The sequence below is a fragment of the Bradyrhizobium sp. Kon10 genome (assembly GCF_055807395.1).
Window position 1 is genome coordinate 70,032 of the sequence record NZ_JBVVOZ010000022.1, and the last position, 19,787, is coordinate 89,818.

The window sequence follows — 19,787 nt, forward strand, 5'->3', positions numbered from 1 at the left end:
GGGGTCAGTCTGTCAGTGTCAGCGATTAAGGCGCGCGAGCAGGCTGGACGTGTCCCACCGCTTGCCGCCCATCTTCTCGACCTCGGCATAGAACTGGTCGACCAGCGCGGTGACCGGCAGATTGGCGCCGTTGCGGCGGGCTTCCGCGATGCAGATCGAGAGGTCCTTGCGCATCCATTCCACCGCAAAGCCGAAATCGTACTTGTCGTCGTTCATGGTCTTGTAGCGGTTCTCCATTTGCCAGGACTGCGCCGCGCCCTTGGAGATGGTGTCGATGACGGCCGCGACATCAAGACCCGATTTCTTGGCGAAATGAATGCCCTCGGAGAGGCCCTGCACCAGGCCTGCGATGCAGATCTGATTGACCATTTTCGTCAGTTGGCCGGAGCCGGCGGGTCCCAGCAGCTTGCACATCCGCGCATAGGCCGCGATCACCGGTTCGGCGCCGGCATAAGCGTCCGCGGTACCGCCGCACATCACCGTCAGCACGCCGTTCTCGGCCCCGGCCTGGCCGCCGGACACAGGCGCGTCGATGAACTTGAAGCCGGCCTTGGCCGCCGCGGCATCGAGCTCGCGCGCGACTTCGGCGGAGGCGGTGGTGTGGTCGACGAAGGTCGCGCCCTTCTTCATCCCGGCAAAGGCGCCATCGGGGCCGATCGTGACCGCGCGCAGATCGTTGTCGTTGCCGACGCAGCACATCACGAAATCCTGGCCCTCGGCAGCCGCCTTCGGGGTCGCCGCGGTCTTGCCGCCGAACTTGTCCGCCCACTCCTTCGCCTTGGCGGCGGTACGGTTATAGACGGTGACCTCATGGCCCCCTTTTTTCACGAGGTGTCCGGCCATGGGGAAGCCCATCACGCCGAGACCGAGGAAAGCGACTTTAGCCATGTGTAATACCTTGTCCGTAGTTTGGGTTTTACGGTTCTTGCCGGAGCGAGGGGGTGCCCGGTTCCGCTATGAGGGCGGATTAGGGGCGCACCATAAACCCTTGAGGCGAGAGGGCAACGGCTTCGTTTGGCGGCCCGTTGTGCTAGGATGGCGAACCTCAAGGACTTCAAAACAAGGGAGCGAAGCATGGGTGTGGGTTTCGGCGCCGTGAGTGTTGGCGTCCTCGATCATTTCAACATCCGGACCCGGAATCTGGCCGAGACGGTCCGCTTCTACGAGGATGTGCTGGGCCTGGAAAAAGGCGCCCGGCCGAATTTCGCTTTCCCTGGTGCCTGGATGTACAGCGAGGGCAAGCCGGTGGTGCACCTCGTCGATATTTCGCCGACCTCGGAGCCACAAAAGCCGGATTCCGGCGTTGTCCACCACGTCGCCTTTGTCAGCCGTGGCTTTGACGGCATGAAGCAGCGGCTGGCGTCCAAGGGGCTGAAATTCGAGTCCCGCCAGGTGCCCGGCGGCGACCTCTGGCAGATCTTCGTCCACGACCCCAACGGGGTGATGATCGAGCTCAATTATGAGGCGGCGAAGGAGCAGGGGGCAGCGCCCGCCGAGATGGCTGACGATATCGGCAGGCAGTAGCCTTTTGAGCGTTTCCGCTCTAATGGGGCACATCTTGAATGCAGGAGATGCGCTTTGAGCGTGACGCAGCAACAGGTTCTCGACAGCCTCGGCCGGATCAAGTCGCCGCGCGGGGTCGCGCTCACCAATGCCAATGTGCTGAGCGCGATCAGCGCCGCTGACGGCAAGGTGTTCTTCTCGATCAATGTCGATGCCGCCGAGGCGCGGGCCTGGGAATCCGTCCGGGCCGAAGCCGAGGCCGCCGTGCGCGCCATTCCCGGCGTCACCACCGTGATGGTGGCGCTCACCGCCGAGCGCAAGGCGGGCGCTACACCGCCGCCGCCACCAACGCCGAGCCGCGGCACGCCGGGCGTGCAGCCGGTCCACGCCCATAAGCCGCCGCAGGGCGGCGGGTCGCCGATGGCGCGGCAGTCGGAGATTCCGGGCGTCGCCGCCGTGATCGCGGTCGCTTCGGGCAAGGGCGGCGTCGGCAAGTCGACCACGGCGCTCAACCTGGCGCTGGGGCTGCGCGACCTCGGCCTCAAGGTCGGGCTGCTCGATGCCGACATCTACGGCCCCTCGGTGCCGCGGCTGACGGGGCTGCACGAGAAGCCGGAGCTGGACAGTGATCGCAAGATGATTCCGCTCAGGCGTTTCGGCCTCGCGATCATGTCGATCGGCTTCCTGGTCGAGGAAGAGACCGCGATGATCTGGCGCGGGCCGATGGTGATGTCGGCGGTGACGCAGATGCTGCGCGATGTTCGATGGGGCGAGCTCGACGTGCTCGTCGTCGACATGCCGCCGGGCACCGGCGATGCCCAGCTCACGCTGGCGCAGAACGTGCCGCTGAAGGGCGCCGTCATCATCTCGACCCCGCAGGATCTCTCTTTGATCGATGCGCGGCGCGGGCTTGCCATGTTCAGGAAGGTCAACGTGCCCGTGCTCGGCATCGTCGAGAACATGAGCTATTTCCAGTGCCCGCATTGCGGCACGAAATCGGACATCTTTGGCCATGGCGGCGCGCGCCACGAGGCCGAGAAGCTGGGAGTACCGTTCCTGGGCGAAGTCCCGCTGCACATGGCGATTCGCGCCAGCTCGGATGCCGGTAGTCCGGTCGTCGACAGCGAGCCGGACGGCCCCCATGCGGCGATCTACCGCGCCATTGCGGGGCAGGTCCGGGACCAGCTCAAGGGCGTCATCGCCGCGGCCTGAGCTGGTCTTCCCGGGACATGCGACTTTCGTACGGTCCCGTCATGCCATTGTCGCGTTCCGCAATGGCGGCTTCCGTGTTAAAGGCCACGGCAGTCAAGCCTCTTCGGTGCGACGCGGCTTTGAACGCGTCGCCGAAATGAGTGGCGGCAAAAGAGATGTTGAGGGGAAACGCCCCAGCAAGGAGAGAGCAGAAGATGAAGCGTCGTGAATTCTTGAAAGTGTCGGCAGCAGGCGCGGCGGCGACCGCCGCGGTGGCCTCGCCGGCAATCGCGCAATCCTCGCCCGAGGTGAAGTGGCGCCTGACGTCGAGCTTTCCGAAGTCGCTCGATACCATCTATGGCGGCGCCGAGCAGTTGGCGAAGTACGTCGCCGAAATGACTGACAACAAATTCCAGATTCAGGTCTTCCAGGCCGGCGAAATCGTTCCCGGCCTGCAGGCGCTGGACGCGACGCAGAAGGGCACCGTCGAGATGTGCCACACTGTGTCGTATTACTACGTCGGCAAGGACCCGACCTTTGCAATCTTCGCGTCGGTGCCGTTCGGCCTCAATGCGCGCCAGCAGAATTCCTGGCTCTACCAGGGCGGCGGCAACGAGCTCGCCAACGAGTTCTTCAAGAAGACCAACGTGGTTGGCTTCCCCTGCGGCAACACCGGCACGCAGATGGGCGGGTGGTTCCGCAAGGAGATCAAGACGGTCGCCGATCTCTCCGGCCTGAAATTCCGTATCGGCGGTATCGCCGGCCAGGTGCTCCAGAAAGTCGGCGTGGTGCCGCAGCAACTCGCGGGCGGCGACATCTATCCGTCGCTGGAAAAGGGCACCATCGACGCCGCCGAATGGGTCGGCCCCTATGACGACGAGAAGCTCGGCTTCGCCAAGGTCGCCAAGTATTACTACTATCCGGGTTTCTGGGAGGGCGGCCCGACCGTCCACGCCTTCGCCAATATCGACAAGTGGAACGAGCTGCCGAAGAACTACCAGGCGATCCTCACCAACGCGACCGTCAACACCAACACCTGGATGGCGGCGCGCTACGACATGCTGAACCCCACGGCGCTCAAGCGTCTGGTGGCCGGCGGCACCCAGCTTCGTCCCTTCACCAACGAGGTGTTGGAGGCCTGCCTCAAGGCCACCAACGAGCTTTGGGGCGAGATCTCGGCCAAGAACCCCGACTTCAAGAAGTCGATCGACGCCATGCAGGCCTACCGCTCCGACGAATATCTGTGGTGGCAGGTCGCCGAATACACCTACGACAGCTTCATGATCCGCTCGCGCACCCGCGGCTGATCGTTCGAGCAGGTCGCAACAGAACAGAGCCCGGCCTCCTTCGCGGGGCCGGGCTTTTTCTTTGCGGCGGTGCATCCGCATGGTGCCGAACAAAAAACATCGAAAACAACCCCATGCACAGTAGAAATGGGGCGAGGGCGCGTTGCGCTGTGGGGCATGCCACAGCTTGAGCCGTCGAGCAAAATCAACGAGAAGCGGCAATGGCCGTGCAGCATTGGCCGGCGCGACGATTCGCCTGATCGCGAGCTGTCCGCAATGACATCGGTGTTTGGCGCGCGTCTGCTGCCACATCGTCATTCGAGCGGAGCGAAGCAATCCAGAATCTTTCCGCGAAGCGAGTCTGAATTGCTTCGCTGCGCTCGCAATGACGGGGGGATGGAACTGGGCTCGGGCCCGTTGCTTCGTTTGCGAGCGAGTCGCGAACCCGTTTGACTCGTCGGGCAAAACAGTGGCATGAAGCTATCATCGCATATTCCGAAATTGGCGCAGCGGATGCTTGGAGCTGGCGATGAGGTACGACTTCAAGGCTGGCCAGTTCGATTAGCTTATCGTTGAGACGGACTTGCCGGCAAATCGGCGCGATGCGGCGCGATGAGCAACGGACGACCAATTCCATGAACTGACGGCTGCTTTTCAGCGGCACCATGCCAGGTCAGATTGATCAGCCGACGTTCCCCGGTCGCCATGGCTAGCGTCCCTGCCGCAGAGCCTCTACGGGATCAAGCCGCGCGGCGCGCCATGATGGATAGAGGGTCGCAAGGAACGACAGGATCAACGCCATGATCACCACCGCGGCGCTCTCTGTGAGATCGATCTCCGCGGGCAGCTTGGACAGAAAATAGAGCTTCGGCGGGAACAAGTCGGTGCTCGTCAGCCAGGACATGAATTTGCGGATCGATTCGATGTTGACGCAAACGAGGAGCCCGACGACGAAGCCGACGAGCGTCCCCGTCACGCCAATCGAAGCACCGGCGATCATGAAAGTCCGCATAATCGCTCCTTGCGATGCTCCCATGGTCCTGAGGATTGCGATATCGATGGTCTTGTCCTTCACCAGCATGATCAGGCCCGACACGATATTCAGCGCGGCCACGAGAACGATCAGGCTCAGGATCAGGAACATCACGTTGCGCTCAACTTCAAGCGCGCTGAAGAACGTGGAATTGCGCTGCCGCCAGTCGACCAGGAGGATCGGCCGGCCGGCAGCGTCGGCCACCGTCTTGCGAAACAGATCGATGCGATCGGGATTGGCCGTGAAAACCTCGATTGCCGTCACGTCATGATCGCGGTTGAAAAAGGCCTGTGCCTCCGTGATCGGCATGAAAATGATGCCTGCGTCATATTCGGACATGCCGATCTCGAACACGGCCGTGACCTGGTATTTCTTGATACGCGGCATGACGCCCATTGGCGTGACCGCGCCGTGCTGCGCAACGAGTGTGATGCTGTCGCCGAGATGAACCGAGAGTTGGTCGGCCAGTCCCTGGCCAATCGCGAGACCCTGGCCCTCGTCAAAGCCCGCGATTGTCCCGCGTTTGATGTTGCTGGCGAACGAAGGAAGCTGCTGCAGATCGAGGGCGCGAATGCCGCGCACCAGGATGCCGGAGGCGTTGGACGACGATGCCAATGCCGGGCCGTCAACGACGGGCACTGCAAAGCGAACGCCCTGCACCTGATTGATGCGGTCGGTCACGTCTTTCCAATCGGTCAATGGGGCTTCCAGCGGCTGGATCAGAATATGTCCGTTGATTCCGAGAATCTTGCCGAGGAGCTCTTTGCGGAAGCCGTTCATCACTGCCATGACGATGATCAGCGTGGCGACCCCAAGCAAGATACCCAGAAACGAAAACCCGGCGATGACCGAGATGAAGCCTTCCTTGCGGCGCGCCTTCAGATAACGTGCAGAGAGCATCCATTCAAACGGTGCAAAGGGTCGGGTTTGCGGCGGCTCCGTCACGGTCTCTTCCGTCATGCGAGAAGACCGCCATTCTGTCCTGTTGTGGCCGGATTCGCTACCGTGGCTTGTGGCTCCATAGTAGGCTTGCGGCTCAAAAGCGAATTCTCCTCGGGAAGACCGTAGGATGGGTAGAGCGAAGCGAAACCCATCATCCGGTCCGGGGTGACTGCCGTCGTTGTCGTGTCGAGTTGGGTTACCGATGATGGGTTTCGCTTCGCTCTACCCGTCCTACGTGTGCTGCGCCCACATCGTCATTGCGAGCGGAGCGAAGCAATCCAGAATCTTTCCGCGGAGGCACTCCGGATTGCTTCGCTCCGCTCGCAATGACGAGGGGATGGAGCTGGGCTCGGCCCCCTTGCTTCGTATCAGGTAGGCTACCGCGAATGGCCTTTGCTTCTCGCCCAAAAGCTATTTCCCAATCGGGATTATAGGGGACAACGAATACGCTCGTCTCACCAATGCACCGCCAAAAAGCGGCAATGGGCGCTATTGGCCCGAACACGAAGTCGCGCCGAGCCCCTTCTCTTCGGCTCATCGGGGTGCGCCGGAAGCGAACGGACGGCGGCCGGAAGGATCGCTCATGAATGTTCTCGGACAGGAGCGATCGCAAACATATTCGGCGGAATGTTCTCCAAGGCCTTCCAGTCGTTCGATTTAGATGGCTAGACTGCGATGTTCCGACCCTCGGGAGCAGTCATGCAAAGACGCGAGTTCTTCGGGCTCATCGGCGGAGCGGCCGCATGGCCGCTCGCGGCGGCAGCGCAGCAGAAGTCGATGCCGGTGATCGGGTTCCTAAGTCCCGGCCCGCCGGAAGCAGGTGGACCGCTCCTGGGCGGGTTCCGTCTGGGACTGAGCGAAGCCGGTTATACCGAAGGACAAACCGTCGCCATCGAATATCATTGGGTCGAAGCCAATGAACGGCTTGCAGCGATGGCTGGTGACCTCGTCGGCCGCAAGGTCGATCTGATAGTTGCCATCACCGATCCCGTTGCGCGAAGCACGCAAACCGCGTCTTCGACGACCCCAATCGTTTTCTTCATCGGCGGCGATCCCGTTGCAAATGGCCTCGTCGCGAGCCTGGCGCGCCCGGGCGCAAATCTCACCGGCGTCACCGTATTCGGAGACGAGCTCAATCCCAAACGGTTGGAGCTGGCGTGTGAGCTGCTTCCCGACGCCAAAGTCATTGCGCTGCTCATCAACCCCAACAACCCATCACGTGCGGTTTCCGCCAAATCCGCCGACATGCAGCAAGCGGCGCGCTCAAAAGGAGTACAGCTTCGTATCGTGAATGCCACTTCCGAGAGCGAGATCGACGCCGCCTTTGCCAGCCTGGCCGAATTGCAGGCACGCGCACTCATCATCGACACCGACCTTTTCCTTTTTGGCCAGCGCGCGCAGATCGGAGCCTTGGCCGCACGGCACTCCGTTCCGGCGATCTACTACCGGCGTGAATTCGTCGCGGCGGGGGGCCTGATCAGCTATGGGCCGAGCTTTGCTGCGGCGTATCGTCAGGCTGGCATTTACGCCGGAAAGGTCCTCGGCGGCACCAAGCCCGCCGATCTGCCGGTGCTTCAGCCGGCGAATTTCGAACTGATCATCAATACCAAAGCCGCCAAGGCGCTCGGCCTCGCGGTGCCACAGGCTTTGCTCGCCCGTGCCGATGAGGTGATTGAATAACGTATTTGCGCGCTGGGGCATGAGTCCGCTTGTTGGCTTGCGCGGCGACTTCACCCACAGTGCGCGTGGGCACCTGTGTCGAGAACATTGACTTGGATCAAGACTGCCTCCGGTCAAAGACACGAGCCTTATGCCTTCGAGGAACTGTCCAATGCGCACCTTGGTTCTAACGATCTTGACGTTAGGTATCGTTGTCGCAGCGGGGCACGCTGAGGCTCAGACCTATGATCCGGCTTTTCCCGTTTGCCTGCACGTCGTCCGTCGGGGAGGCGGTTCTTATTATCGATGCGCCTACCATACAATCGATCAATGCAGGGCAACAGCTAACGATCAGACCTGCGACCTCAACCCATATTATGCTGGTACCAAGGGCGCGGTGAAACGGATTAATCCGCGATATCGTCGCCAAGTCGGATCAAGCTTTCCCGTGCCTGCTGCTGCCGGATACCACGCGCGAGCTGAGCTGCCTATCCACGGCCGGGCTGGATCATGCAATCACGGCATCGAATCCTACTACGGGGCTTGCCTGGGTTACGCGCCCGGCGAAAAAGAACTGTTTGTCCAGAGTGTGAGATCTAACCTGTAGCGGTAGCACTTCATTGAGCTTCGAACTCGCAGAGAGCAGGCCCGAGTCAGCTTGCGCCGACGCCCCTGATCCTTCGAAAAAACCGCAAGCCCACCGAGGCCGGCCGCCCACCGAGGCCGGGCTTTTTGTTTGCCGCAGTGCGATCACGGTGGCATTCGGCCGGGCCTTGCGCCATGCTGTTCCCCAAGCCTCGGCAAGAAGGCCCACAATCACAATCCATCAGGGTAGGAAATCATGAAGAGAAGAGACTTCATCAAGGTCACCGGACTTGGTGCGGCCGGCGCCGCGACGCTTGCCGCTCCGGCGATTGCGCAGTCGATGCCGGAGATCAAATGGCGCATGCCGACGAGTTGGCCGAAATCGCTCGACACGCTTTATGGCGGTGCCGAGATGATGGCCAAGATGGTGGCGGAAGCGACCGACAACAAATTTCAAATCCAGACGTTCGCGGGCGGCGAAATCGTGCCTGGGCTCCAGGTGCTCGACGCCGTGCAGAACGGCACCTGTGAAATCGGTCACACGGCGTCTTACTACTATTTCGGCAAGGACCCGACCTTCACCTTCGGTTCGTCCGTGCCGTTCGGGCCGAACATGCGCATCAACCAGGCCTGGTACATGCTGGGCGGCGGCCGGGAGATCCTCAACGAGTTCTACAAGAAGTACAACGTCGTCTCGCTGCTCGCCGGCAACACCGGCTGCCAGATGGGCGGCTGGTTCCGCAAGGAAGTGAAGACGCCCCAGGACTTCAACGGGCTCAAATTCCGCATCGGCGGATTTGCCGGTCGGGTGTTGCAGAAGCTCGGCGCAGTGCCGCAGCAGATCGCCGGAGGCGACATCTATCCCGCGCTGGAGAAGGGCACCATCGACGCCGCCGAATGGGTTGGCCCGTATGACGACGAGAAGCTCGGCTTCGTCAAGGTCGCGCCGCACTATTACTTCCCGGGTTGGTGGGAAGGCGGACCGATCCTGCTCGCCTTCGTCAACCAGGACAAGTGGAATGCGCTGCCGAAATACTACCAGAGCATTCTCGAGCAGGCAGGGCACGCTTCCAACAACTGGATGATGGCGAAGTACGACCAGTCCAATCCGCCGGCGTTGCGGCGCTTGCTCGCGGCGGGCGCCAAGCTGCATCCGTTCTCGCCCGAGGTCATGCAGGCCTGCTTCAAGGCGGCAAAGGAACTGCACGCCGAAGTTTCGGCCACGAATGCGGACTTCAAGAAGGTGTACGATTCGCTGACCGCCTTCTCGAACAACGGCTATCAGTGGTTCCAGGTGGCCGAAGTCGGCTACGACAATTTCATGGCGCGCAACTCGCAAAGCTGACGCTTGCGCGTTCCGAGTTGACGAACAGCGCCCCGGGGCTACGGCCTCGGGGCTCTGCCAAGAGGTTGCCGCGGAGCCGCTTGCAGGCGACTTGTCGGATGCCGATCAAACTTGGGGACGAGCCCTCAGCCGTCATTCACCAAACAGCCATCGACGCAAAGGCTGCGGCAGCAGATAGATACCACGCGTATCGATCAGGCGAAACCGATCGGCAGATGATCCGGTGTGCGCGTATCGCCACACAAAGATCGCCGAAAGCAAAAGCCAGAAGCCCCAAACTCCATATTGGACCGGACGGTTCCAAAGGTCCGAAGCGGCGCTCACCCCAATCAGAGCGAGAAAGCCCAAGAAGATGATCCATGTTGTCGGGCGGCGGCTCATCGATTAACTCACTGCTCGGATCGTCCTATATACGCAAGACGTGGAGTTCTGGGATTCAAACGTCGGTGATGGGTCCGACATTGTCCTGCTGCTCTCATGGATGCCCATTGGGCCCCGAGCCGAAGTACGCGGTGGCGATGTTCCGGGATGCCGGTTCAGTTGTCATTATTTATTTCCACGGCAATATCTCGCCAAACCCTGCGTTTGAACCGAAGAGGCCGCGATCTTTTCCCAGGTGGACGAGCTCGCCGTAATACCTGGTGTCCAGTTGGTCGGCCAGAGCGAAGTCCAGCAGCAATTCGGCGGCTGCTTCCGGCGACTTGGCGCGGCTCATGTCGGAGAAGTACGGCCGAGAGGCGCCTGTGTCGATCAGACCGGGCGAGATCGCGCAAAGCATGATTCCTCGGGCGAGATCGGCCGTGCGCCGTTGCTGCGCCAGGGCGCGGACTGCCGCGACCTGACCGATCTTCGATGGAATGTTGATCCAGCCGGGCCAGGCTTCGCCTCCGGCTCGGCCTTCGCGAACGGCGTCGCGCCAGGCGAGGACGGCGGCATCGACATCATCCAATGTGGCGCGGTTCTCGAATCGTGGATGAAGCGCCGGCGCAAGCGCCCGAAGTGAGCCGGCACGACTGGCGATAACGAGGAGCCGGCCACGATCGAGCAGCAATGGCGCGAAATTCCGCAGGATATTCGTCGTGCCGAGATTGTTGGCTGCGACATAGGCGTCGATGACGTTGGCAGGGTCGTCGGCCGGCGTCACGCGCCGATAGTGGTTCGACAGGACGAGATCGATACCGCCATGGGCTTGATGAATCGCGCGTGCGAGGCGCTCCACGCTCGGCCGATCCGCTACGTCGAGAACTTCGCCTCTGATTTCCGCGCGGCCGCCGCGTGCAAGCTCGGCGGACTCCTGGACACGGGCGGGGTCGCGGCCCGTCAGATAAACGACGTCGCCAGCGCCCAGGCGCGCACCGAGACCTTTCGCAAGAAAGAATCCCAAATTCCGGGTGGCGCCGGTAATTAGTGCAACTTTTGTCATGTCTCTGATCCTATGCTGCCTTGACGGCTGAACGCAGTCGATGCTCCGGAGGACGGTTCACAGCTGTCATCCGTGCGGCTAGGTGCGCGTTCGCTTTTTGCGGCGCATGCGGCGATGAGGCGAGACTGCGGGACGCTCGCCTCTGGCCACCCATTCGTCATAGAACTCGATCTTGGCCTCGATCAGCGCCAGTGCGTCGCGCCAGCGCGCGATCGTTTCTTGAACGCGGGTGCGATGACCGCGAAGAAGCTCGCGACGCTGGTTCAATGTGGCTGAGCCCTGCTTGACGAGGTCGGTGTAAGCGCGCATTTGCGCGATCGACATGCCGGTGCAGCGCAACCGCTCCATCAGGTCGAGCCACCCGATGTGCTGCGCGGTGTAGACGCGGCGCCTGGCATGATCGCGGGTGACACCCGGCATCAAGCCTTGCGCTTCGTACCACCGGATGGTGTGGACGCTGCGGCCGGTGCGGCCTGCGATATCGCCGATATGCAAATCATTTGACATGTGGCGCCTCGGAGATCGGGCGGTGCTCAGGGATTGCACCGCGGTTTTGAGCAGAGCTGTTCGAGTCCATTCTTTCAGTCCAACTTGGCGAGTTCGCCGCGCAGAAGCCAGGCCTCGCACCGGCCGTCCGTGACCTCTGTCTACGATCTAGAGTGCACTCTATGGCAACAGCAAAAATTCGTGCTTCAAATCCGCGCGCGCGTGCCGGCGACCTCGATCTCGCCATCACGGGATAGGTCAGCCCAGGGTCATTGCGGCACCTGAAATCACCCCGTCGGGCAAAGGTTCATCGCCAGTTTCGGCAGCAGCCTTCTGGGCACGGAGCCAGACGGTGCCAGGCCGATATCATAGGCTCCCATGCGACGGTAAAAGGGAGCCGCATCGGGATCCGCCTCGATGGTCAGCCGCTTTGCGCCAACTTGTCTTGCGCCGTCGATGGCCCAGGCGAGCAGAGCCTGACCGGTGCCGCTGCGGAGCGCGTTGGGCTCGACGAATAGTTTCAGCAGATCGGCTTCATCATGGCTGACGCTTAGCTGTGCCACGCCCATTGTCTTGCCGTTATGTTCGGCAACCGCGATGCGTGTCGCCTCCAGATCGCGCGTCTCAAAAGACAGCTCGCCGCGACAGGCTTCCATGAACGCCTCGTCGTAGCCCCAGACGGCTTTTGACCTGAAACACAGATCGGAAAGTCCGGCTAGCTCATCGATCGTCGCGGGACGGATTGTCAGAGGCACGCTAAACCTCCTTCGGCTTGGGAGCACCGTAGCCGAGTTTGAAAACGCCTTGGTGGTCGCGAGCTGTGATTGTAGCTCACAAGCTGTCTTGCTAGAATCTCACCATCCCAGGCTGAGTGACCGCCCCGGGTCGGCAGCGGAATGTTTGAACTGGCGGGTTGCGAGCACCGGCGCGGCTTACGCCAACCTGACAAACGCGCGCGCCAGGCCGCCGCGTGTTTTTTCGCTGGCCGAGGCGCCTCGAATGGTGGAAGAGAGCGAAGCTGCGGCGGCAGCGGCGCGGTGACACCAGAACGTCCGGCGGGAATGCGATGCGTCTTTTGATCGTCGAGGACAATGCCGAGTTGTCGCGGCTGGTCGCGGCCGGACTGGCGGCGGCGGGCTATGAGAGCGACATCGTCGGCAGCGTGGGCGACGCGCGCGAGGCGGTGCACAATGTCAGCTATGCCGCCATGATCCTCGACCTGGGGCTGCCGGACGGCGACGGCCTGTCGGTGCTGCGCGAGCTGCGCCGCCAGATGGAACCGCTGCCGGTGATGGTGCTGACCGCGCGCGGGGGCCTGCAGGACCGCGTCAGCGGGCTGCGCAGCGGCGCCGACGACTATCTCGCAAAACCGTTCGCGATGGAGGAACTGGTGGCGCGGCTGGAGGCGATCCTGCGCCGTCCGGGCCAGTTGCTCGGCCGTTCGCTGCGCCTCGCAAATCTCGTCTACGACACCGAGAGCCGCCAGATCTTCGTCGACGACCAGCCACGGATCATCTCGTCGCGCGAGACCTCGGTGCTGGAGATCCTGCTGCGGCGGCAGGGGCGGGTGGTGCCGAAGAAGAACGTCGAGGACCACATCTTCGGGCTCGACGGCGAGGTCGCCTCCAACGCGGTCGAGGTCTACGTCTCGCGGCTCCGCAAGCAGCTCACCGAGCACGGGGCCAAGGTCGTGATTCACACCATCCGCGGCGTGGGCTACATGATGTCCGAGGAGAAATAGCGTGAGCGCCGCCGGCTTCTTTGCCAGGTCGCCGACGTTCAAATCGCTGATCTCGCGCATCGTGTTCATGCACATCGTCGCGGTCGCGGTGGTCGCGATCTTTCTGCCGCTGGTGCTGTTCTGGTTGCTGAATTCGGAGGTCGACCAGCTGCATCGCGAGGCCATGCGGGCCCAGGCCGAAGCGCTCGCGGAGCGCATCGTCCGGCAACCGGACGGCACGCTGGCGTTCCATCTGCCGGACAGCCTGCGCGGGCTCTATTCGGATGCCTACGGCCGCTACCAGTACGACATTCGCGATGGCGAGGGTAGGTTGCTGTTTTCCTCGCACAGGCGTGACGCCGCAGCGTCGGCGCCGCGACTATCGGACACCATTTCCGGAGGCGCCGTCACCCGGACCGTCGATGGCCAGACCGTGCGTGTCGCGGTCGCCGAGGATCTGGCGCATCGCGACGTCATCATCGACGACATCATCTCGAATTTTTTCCGGCGGGTGGGATGGATCACCATTCCGATCCTCTTGATCCTGCTCGCCGCCGACATCGTCATCTTCCGCCGCGCGATCGCGCCGTTGTGGAAGGCTTCGGAGGAGGCCAGCAATATCGGCCCGGCGCGTACCGACATCCGCCTGCCGACCGAGCAGATCCCGCGCGAGATCATGCCGCTGGTCACCGCCGTCAACCAGGCGTTGGATCGTCTCGAGGACGGTTTTCGCGTGCAACGCCAGTTTACCGCCGACGCCGCCCATCAATTGCGCACGCCGCTCGCGATCCTGCGCACGCGGATCGAGACGCTTGGCGACGGCGCCGCGCGGCAGGCGCTGCATGCCGACGTCGAAGGCATGAGCCGCATCGTCGCCCAGCTCCTCGAGATCGCCGAGCTCGACACGCTCGTGCTCGATCCCGGCGAGACCGCGGATCTGCGCGACGTCTGCGCCGAAGTCGTCGGCGCAATCGCGCCGTTCGCGATCGCCCAGCGCAAGGACATCGCGCTGAGGGGGAGCGACACGCCGGTGATGATCCTCGGCAATTGCGAGATGTTGCAGCGCGCGATCTACAACCTCGCCGAAAACGCCGTCAAGTTTACTGCGCAGAACACGTCGGTCGATGTCGTCGTGAGTGACGACGGTGTGGTGCGGGTGCGCGATTGCGGTCCCGGCGTCGCGGAGGGCGAGCGCGAGCTGATCTTCCAGCGCTTCTGGCGCCGCGACCGCCAGCGCAGCGACGGCGCGGGCCTGGGGCTCTCGATCGTGCGCGCCGTCGCCGACGACCACGCTGCGACGGTTGCGGTGGAAAACCTCCCCACCGGCGGCGCGGAGTTCACGCTGCGGTTCAGGCTGGCCGACAAGGTCTTCTCAGCACCCGCCTAGAGCGGATCGTCTCATTCGACATGCACGCGTGCGCACGCACCAGTTCCGTAGTCTGAAGTCGCCGCTCCGTTCGATCCTGCCAAGCATTTTGAGAGAAGTGCGATGAGCGCCCGCGCTCGCCTCTTCCGGCCGTCACGACGCCGTGCTATTTTAAATTGTTCGTTGATTTTGTGCAACTGCAATGAAAACGACAGGGAATACAAATCATGCATCGTCTATGTTTCATCAGCGCGGCCGCAGGCGTTGCTGTCGCGGCTGCTGCCACGCCCGCCATGGCAACGCAGTGCACAAGCTTGCAAACGCTCGCTCTGGAGCAGACGACCATCACGTCGGCGACTGATGTCATCTCCGGCGTGTTCGCCATTCCAGGCACCAACCCGGCGCAGTACATCACGGGCTTACCAACGTTTTGTCGCGTGACGGCGACGATCGCGCCCACGGCCGACTCGTCGATCAAGATCGAGGTCTGGCTGCCGGAAAGCACATGGGGCGGACGATTTCTCGGCCTCGGAAGTGGCGGGTTCGGCGGCTTCATCGACTACGGCTCTCTCGCCTTTCGCCTCAGAGCCGGATATGCGGTCGCCAACACCGGTCTCGGCACCGGCGTCTCGGGGTGCACCAATTACTTCTGCGGTTCCAACGGCAATCAGGGCAACACGCTCGCAATTGCGTTAGGGGAGCCGGCCCATCCGACCGCCGGTCTCTATGGGCACCCGGAACGGATCACGGATTTCGGCCATCGGGCGATTCACCTGATGACAGTGCAGGGCAAGGCGATCACCGCGGCGTTCTATCAGCGGAACGCGGACAAGAGCTATTTCTTCGGTTGCTCGACCGGCGGCCAGAACGCGTTGATGGAGGCGCAGCGCTATCCTGATGACTACGACGGCATCGTGGCCGGCGCAGCGCCCTTCAACCGCTCACGGTCGTATGGATCAACGCCTTATGGGTGGCAGATCGCGCACGCAACTCCTGGAAGGCTCATGCAGAGCGGCCAGATGTCATTGATCAACAAGGCGGTGCTGGCGCACTGCGCCGGCCGGGATGGCGGGGTCAACACCGACCAATTCTTGTCGGATCCGCGCGACTGCCATTTCGAACCAAAGGTTCTGCAATGTACGGGCGGTAACCTTCCGCCGGCGTGCCTTACCGCCGAGCAGGTCACGCGGATGCAGAGTTACTACGCCGGCGCTATCGATCCCGTGAACGGCGATGTGGTCTTTCCCGCCTATTCGCGCGGCACCGAGATTGAAGACGTCAACGCTCTCGGCATCATGGCAAAGCAGCAGCTTCCGGAGCCGCTCTCTGACGGCCCCTTATATTGGGTGTTCGGTCCAGGCTTCGGCCAGCCGGGCAGTGTCATCAACTACACGAATTTCGACATTCACCGCGATCTCAAGGCCGTGGACGACCAACTCGCCGAGCCGCTGAATGCCAACAGCACCGATCTCAGCGCGTTCCGCGCGCATGGTGGCAAGCTGATCATGTATCATGGTTGGGCCGATCAGGGTGTTCCGTCGCAAGTCAGCATCAACTATTTCAATGCGCTCGTGGAGCACGACAGGCGCGATTTCGAGCCCTCTCGGCCTCATGTCGAGGAGGTGCTGCTCGATCACAGGGGCGGCAGGCGATCGGCGCTGGAGAGGACCCAGAGCTATGCCCGGCTTTACATGGTTCCCGGCATGCATCACTGCACCGGCGGACCCGGTCCCAACTCCTTTGCTCTGCTGCCCTCGCTCGTGAACTGGGTCGAGAACGGCACGGCGCCGGATGCGGTCACCGCGACCAAATATGTCAACGACACTCCGCCCAATGTGCAGATGACGCGGCCGCTTTGCGTGTTTCCGAAAATCGCGAGATACAATGGAAGCGGCAGCACGAACGACGCGGCGAGCTTCACTTGCATTTCCGACGAGCATGACTTCAACCAGAAGCCGGCTCCGCAGTACGGGCCCTGATCACTGGCTCCCTGTTCGGAGAGGAGACGATCCGAGCGCAGCGCGCGTTTGATTCAGCTTCTCCCCACATCTGCCGTCGAAGGCTTCGGCGGACGTGCGGGGGAGGGAAGGTGCGCTGCTAGTTCAGCTTGCCGGTGGACAGGTCCATGATCATGCGTGTGGTCAGATAAAGCCGCGGCACGATGCTGTCGAGCTTTACATATTCGGCATCGTTGGAGTGCGCGCCGAAGCCCGACAGGCCCATGCCTTCCACCACCGCGCCCCTGGTCTTGAGCGCGGCAAAGGCCGCGTCGGTGCCGCCGCCGGTCGCTTTCTCCTCGACCTTGAGCGGGAGTCCGATCTCTTCGTAGATCGTCTTGCCGTAGGCCGCGATGCGGCGCGAGGCGTCGTTGGCCTCGAGCGGAGGACGGCGCACCTCGAATTTCAGCGCAACCCTGGACTCGGGCAGCAGGCGATTCTTGATCTTGTCCTGCAGTGCCTTCTCCAGCTCGTCGAAATCCGACACCTTGAGCGCGCGCGCATCGGCTTGGGCCGTGGCCTCGGCCGGGATCACGTTGCGGTTGGTGCCGGCCTTGGAGACGGTCCAGTTCAGCTTCAGGCCCTGCTCGGGCTTTGACAGGTCCTTCATCTGGAGCACCTGGTGCGAGAGCTCGTAGAGCGCATTGACGCCGCCCTCGGGCCGCGCGCCCGCGTGCGAGGATTTGCCGGTCACGGTGAGATAGGCCGAGCCGATGCCGCTGGTGGCGAGCCGCAGCGTGCCGTCGGTGCCGCCGCCTTCAAACGAGAACACCACATCCTGATCCGACGCAAATTTGGTGATGGTGCTGCGCCAGCCCGGCGAGGAAATCTCCTCATCGCCATTGGTGAGCACAGTGAGGGTGCCGTAGTCCTTGAAATTCAGCTTCTGAAGCAACGCTACCGAATGGAGAATGAGCGCGACGCCCTGCTTGTCGTCGGCAATGCCGAGCCGTAGGCCTTGTCGCCGTCGATCCGGAACGGCTGGTCCTTCAGCATGCCCTTGAGGTAGACCGTGTCCATGTGGGCGATCAGCATGATCTTCTTGCTGCCGGTACCGTTGAAGACGGCGTGCACGGCCGGGCCGATCTTCTCCGGCGTGTCGTCGAGGCGATAGATGTCGCTGGGCTGCAGGATCTCAACCGTACCGCCGAGCTGCCTGAGCTGGCCGGCCACGCGCTCGGCGATCTGGTTCAGGCCTTCGACGTCCTTGCTGCCGGATTCGATGCTGACGAGATCGCGCAGGGTGTCGAGCAGCGGCTGCTGCTCCTTTTGGGCCAGCGCGTGAACATCGGCCACGACATTCGCAATGGGCTCGGCGCGCGCCGCGTTTGCGGCACATGCCAGCGAGAGGCACGCGATCAACGGAGCAACAAGCGATGGAGCGGAATGCGATCGAGACATGTGCGGCGAACCATAGGTTGAAGGATGGCCCGGTATGCCCGCCTTTCCGGCGCTTGTCACGTGGGACGGCTTCGCGATCGTGCGCGGCGCCACGGCATTGGCGCTGCGCCTTCTCCCTGGATCCGCCTTCGCCCTGGCTTCGGCAGACATGGGGGGAGAAGGAAAGCGCGCCTTATTGCTTCGGCTGGCCGAAATCCAGCGGCGGCAGATCGATCTGCGGGATCTCGATCTTGATGGTGTTGGGATCGATGGTGGACTGCACGCCCTTGTAGTGCATGACCATCGACGGGAACGTGATCACGAGCACCACCATGATGACCTGGATCACGACGAACGGCACCGCGCCCCAATAGATCTGGCCGGTCGTCACCGGCTCCATGCGCTTGCCGGTGACGCGGTCGGTGTAGCGCTCCTTGGGTGCGACCGATCGCAGATAAAACAATGCGAAGCCGAATGGCGGGTGCATGAACGAGGTCTGCATGTTCACGCCGAGGATCACGCCGAACCAGATCAGGTCGATGCCGAGATGTTCGGCGGCAGGTCCGAGCAGCGGGATGACGATGAAGGCGAGCTCGAAGAAGTCGAGGAAGAAGGCCAGCACGAAGACGAACGCGTTGACGAAGAGCAGGAAGCCGACCTGGCCGCCGGGCAGCGAGGTCAGGAGGTGCTCGACCCAGACATGGCCGCTGACGCCGTAGAAAGTCAGCGAGAACACGCGCGCACCGACCAGAATGAAAACGACGAAAGCGGAAAGCTTGGCCGTTGATTCTGTGGCCTGGCGAACGAGGTCCCAGGTCAACCGCCGCTTCGCCGCGCCGAGAATCAGGGCGCCGGCGGCACCCATCGCGCCGCCTTCGGTCGGAGTGGCGATGCCGATGAAGATGGTGCCGAGCACCAGGAAGATCAGGAACAGCGGCGGCACCATTACGAAGGTGGTCTGCTGTGCCATCTTCGAGAGGAAGCGGAAGCCCGTGAGCTTCTCGACGATCCAGTTCACGACGGCGACGGCGAACGCAAACACGATGCCGAAGAACATGCTCAGCACGACGAAATCGGCGCCATGCGTCTCGGAATTCCGCATCATGAACCAGCCGAACACGCAGCTTGCCAGGAACAGCACGCCGAGCGAAGGCAGACCACGGCTGCCGCTTTCCTCGCGGAAGCCGATTGCTTCCTTCGGGAGGCCCGGCACGGCCTTCGGGAAGATCAGGCTGACCAGAAAGGCGTAGCCGGCGTAAAGGCCCGCGAGCACGAGGCCCGGAATGAAGGCGCCCTCGTACATGTCGCCGACCGACTTGCCGAGCTGGTCGGCCATCACGATCAGGACGAGAGAAGGCGGAATGATCTGCGCCAGCGTGCCGGACGCTGCAATGATACCTGTCGCGACACGGCGATCGTATCCGTAGCGCAGCATGATCGGCAGCGAGATCAGGCCCATCGAGATCACCGATGCGGCGACGACGCCCGTGGTCGCCGCGAGCAGGGCCCCGACGAAGACGACGGCATAGGCGAGGCCGCCGCGGATCGTGCCGAACAATTGGCCGATCGTATCGAGCAGATCTTCGGCCATGCCGGAGCGCTCGAGCACCAATCCCATGAACGTGAAGAACGGAATAGCGAGCAAGGTGTCGTTGTTCATCACGCCGTAGACGCGCTCAGGCAGAGCCTGCAGGAAGTCCGGGTGGAATTGACCGAGCTGGATGCCGATCACGGCGAAGAACAGGCCTACGGCGCCGAGCGAAAACGCCGCCGGGTAGCCGAGCAGCAGCACGACCACCAGCGACGCGAACATGATCGGCGCCATATTGGCGATAATAAACGCGGTCATTGAATCCCCCTGAGGCCGCTCG

At 62.5% G+C, this 19,787-nt stretch carries 16 protein-coding genes and 1 pseudogene; 9 read left to right on the forward strand and 8 right to left on the reverse strand.

Going from position 1 to position 19,787, the window contains the following annotated elements; translation table 11 throughout:
- Nucleotides 1-18: 18 nt before the first annotated feature.
- Nucleotides 19-888: an NAD(P)-dependent oxidoreductase gene (locus tag AC0L2O_RS26040; RefSeq protein ID WP_473371732.1), complete on the reverse strand. Its 870-nt coding sequence runs from the start codon at nucleotides 886-888 to the stop codon at nucleotides 19-21.
- Between the two features lie 186 nt (nucleotides 889-1,074).
- On the opposite strand from AC0L2O_RS26040, the gene AC0L2O_RS26045 reads away from it, so the two are divergent.
- The 3 genes from AC0L2O_RS26045 (at nucleotide 1,075) to AC0L2O_RS26055 (ending at nucleotide 4,001) form a co-directional block, all read left to right on the forward strand.
- On the forward strand, nucleotides 1,075-1,524 hold the full coding sequence (locus tag AC0L2O_RS26045) for a VOC family protein (RefSeq protein ID WP_409189236.1): 450 nt from the start codon (nucleotides 1,075-1,077) through the stop codon (nucleotides 1,522-1,524).
- Between the two features lie 54 nt (nucleotides 1,525-1,578).
- Complete coding sequence (locus AC0L2O_RS26050) at nucleotides 1,579-2,715, forward strand: Mrp/NBP35 family ATP-binding protein (RefSeq protein WP_409189235.1); 1,137 nt, start codon at nucleotides 1,579-1,581, stop codon at nucleotides 2,713-2,715.
- Nucleotides 2,716-2,909: 194 nt separating this feature from the next.
- Nucleotides 2,910-4,001 carry a TRAP transporter substrate-binding protein gene (locus tag AC0L2O_RS26055; protein ID WP_369724728.1) on the forward strand — a complete coding sequence of 364 codons (1,092 nt, stop codon included), beginning with the start codon at nucleotides 2,910-2,912 and terminating at the stop codon, nucleotides 3,999-4,001.
- A gap of 688 nt (nucleotides 4,002-4,689) precedes the next feature.
- Here AC0L2O_RS26055 and AC0L2O_RS26060 read toward each other — a convergent pair.
- Entirely contained in the window at nucleotides 4,690-5,973 is a 1,284-nt protein-coding gene (locus AC0L2O_RS26060; RefSeq protein WP_473371733.1) for a lipoprotein-releasing ABC transporter permease subunit, read from the reverse strand.
- A gap of 681 nt (nucleotides 5,974-6,654) precedes the next feature.
- Between AC0L2O_RS26060 and AC0L2O_RS26065 the strand changes: the two genes are divergently transcribed.
- From AC0L2O_RS26065 to AC0L2O_RS26075, 3 genes are all read left to right on the forward strand, one after another.
- The gene (locus tag AC0L2O_RS26065; RefSeq protein ID WP_473371734.1) at nucleotides 6,655-7,635 is read left to right on the forward strand and encodes an ABC transporter substrate-binding protein; all 981 of its coding nucleotides are present in this window, start codon (nucleotides 6,655-6,657) and stop codon (nucleotides 7,633-7,635) included.
- A gap of 151 nt (nucleotides 7,636-7,786) precedes the next feature.
- On the forward strand, nucleotides 7,787-8,221 hold the full coding sequence (locus AC0L2O_RS26070; RefSeq protein WP_473371735.1) for a DUF3551 domain-containing protein: 435 nt from the start codon (nucleotides 7,787-7,789) through the stop codon (nucleotides 8,219-8,221).
- 234 nt (nucleotides 8,222-8,455) lie between these two features.
- Nucleotides 8,456-9,544 (forward strand): TRAP transporter substrate-binding protein, encoded by a 1,089-nt coding sequence (locus tag AC0L2O_RS26075; RefSeq protein ID WP_369724723.1) that lies wholly within the window; start codon nucleotides 8,456-8,458, stop codon nucleotides 9,542-9,544.
- Nucleotides 9,545-9,676: 132 nt separating this feature from the next.
- On the opposite strand, the gene AC0L2O_RS26080 is transcribed toward AC0L2O_RS26075, so the two are convergent.
- The 4 genes from AC0L2O_RS26080 to AC0L2O_RS26095 form a co-directional block, all read right to left on the reverse strand.
- Nucleotides 9,677-9,925 carry a hypothetical protein gene (locus AC0L2O_RS26080; protein WP_369724721.1) on the reverse strand — a complete coding sequence of 83 codons (249 nt, stop codon included), beginning with the start codon at nucleotides 9,923-9,925 and terminating at the stop codon, nucleotides 9,677-9,679.
- Between the two features lie 169 nt (nucleotides 9,926-10,094).
- Nucleotides 10,095-10,967, reverse strand: coding sequence for an SDR family NAD(P)-dependent oxidoreductase (locus AC0L2O_RS26085; RefSeq protein WP_369724719.1), 873 nt, complete (start codon nucleotides 10,965-10,967; stop codon nucleotides 10,095-10,097).
- Nucleotides 10,968-11,045: 78 nt separating this feature from the next.
- Nucleotides 11,046-11,474 carry a MerR family transcriptional regulator gene (locus AC0L2O_RS26090; protein WP_369724717.1) on the reverse strand — a complete coding sequence of 143 codons (429 nt, stop codon included), beginning with the start codon at nucleotides 11,472-11,474 and terminating at the stop codon, nucleotides 11,046-11,048.
- A gap of 266 nt (nucleotides 11,475-11,740) precedes the next feature.
- A complete protein-coding gene (locus AC0L2O_RS26095) occupies nucleotides 11,741-12,109 on the reverse strand; it encodes a GNAT family N-acetyltransferase (protein ID WP_473371736.1) in 369 nt (122 codons plus the stop codon).
- A gap of 410 nt (nucleotides 12,110-12,519) precedes the next feature.
- Between AC0L2O_RS26095 and AC0L2O_RS26100 the strand changes: the two genes are divergently transcribed.
- The 3 genes from AC0L2O_RS26100 to AC0L2O_RS26110 all read left to right on the forward strand — a co-directional run bounded on the left by AC0L2O_RS26100 (nucleotide 12,520) and on the right by AC0L2O_RS26110 (nucleotide 16,518).
- On the forward strand, nucleotides 12,520-13,194 hold the full coding sequence (locus tag AC0L2O_RS26100) for a response regulator (protein ID WP_473371737.1): 675 nt from the start codon (nucleotides 12,520-12,522) through the stop codon (nucleotides 13,192-13,194).
- A 1-nt stretch (nucleotide 13,195) separates the two neighbouring features.
- A complete protein-coding gene (locus tag AC0L2O_RS26105; RefSeq protein ID WP_473371738.1) occupies nucleotides 13,196-14,560 on the forward strand; it encodes an ATP-binding protein in 1,365 nt (454 codons plus the stop codon).
- Between the two features lie 206 nt (nucleotides 14,561-14,766).
- Nucleotides 14,767-16,518, forward strand: coding sequence for a tannase/feruloyl esterase family alpha/beta hydrolase (locus tag AC0L2O_RS26110; RefSeq protein WP_473371739.1), 1,752 nt, complete (start codon nucleotides 14,767-14,769; stop codon nucleotides 16,516-16,518).
- A 118-nt stretch (nucleotides 16,519-16,636) separates the two neighbouring features.
- Here AC0L2O_RS26110 and AC0L2O_RS26115 read toward each other — a convergent pair.
- Both AC0L2O_RS26115 and AC0L2O_RS26120 read right to left on the reverse strand, forming a co-directional pair.
- Nucleotides 16,637-17,937: pseudogene (locus tag AC0L2O_RS26115) on the reverse strand (M20/M25/M40 family metallo-hydrolase).
- 172 nt (nucleotides 17,938-18,109) lie between these two features.
- Nucleotides 18,110-19,765, reverse strand: coding sequence for a TRAP transporter large permease (locus tag AC0L2O_RS26120; RefSeq protein ID WP_473371740.1), 1,656 nt, complete (start codon nucleotides 19,763-19,765; stop codon nucleotides 18,110-18,112).
- Between the last annotated feature and the right edge of the window lie 22 nt (nucleotides 19,766-19,787).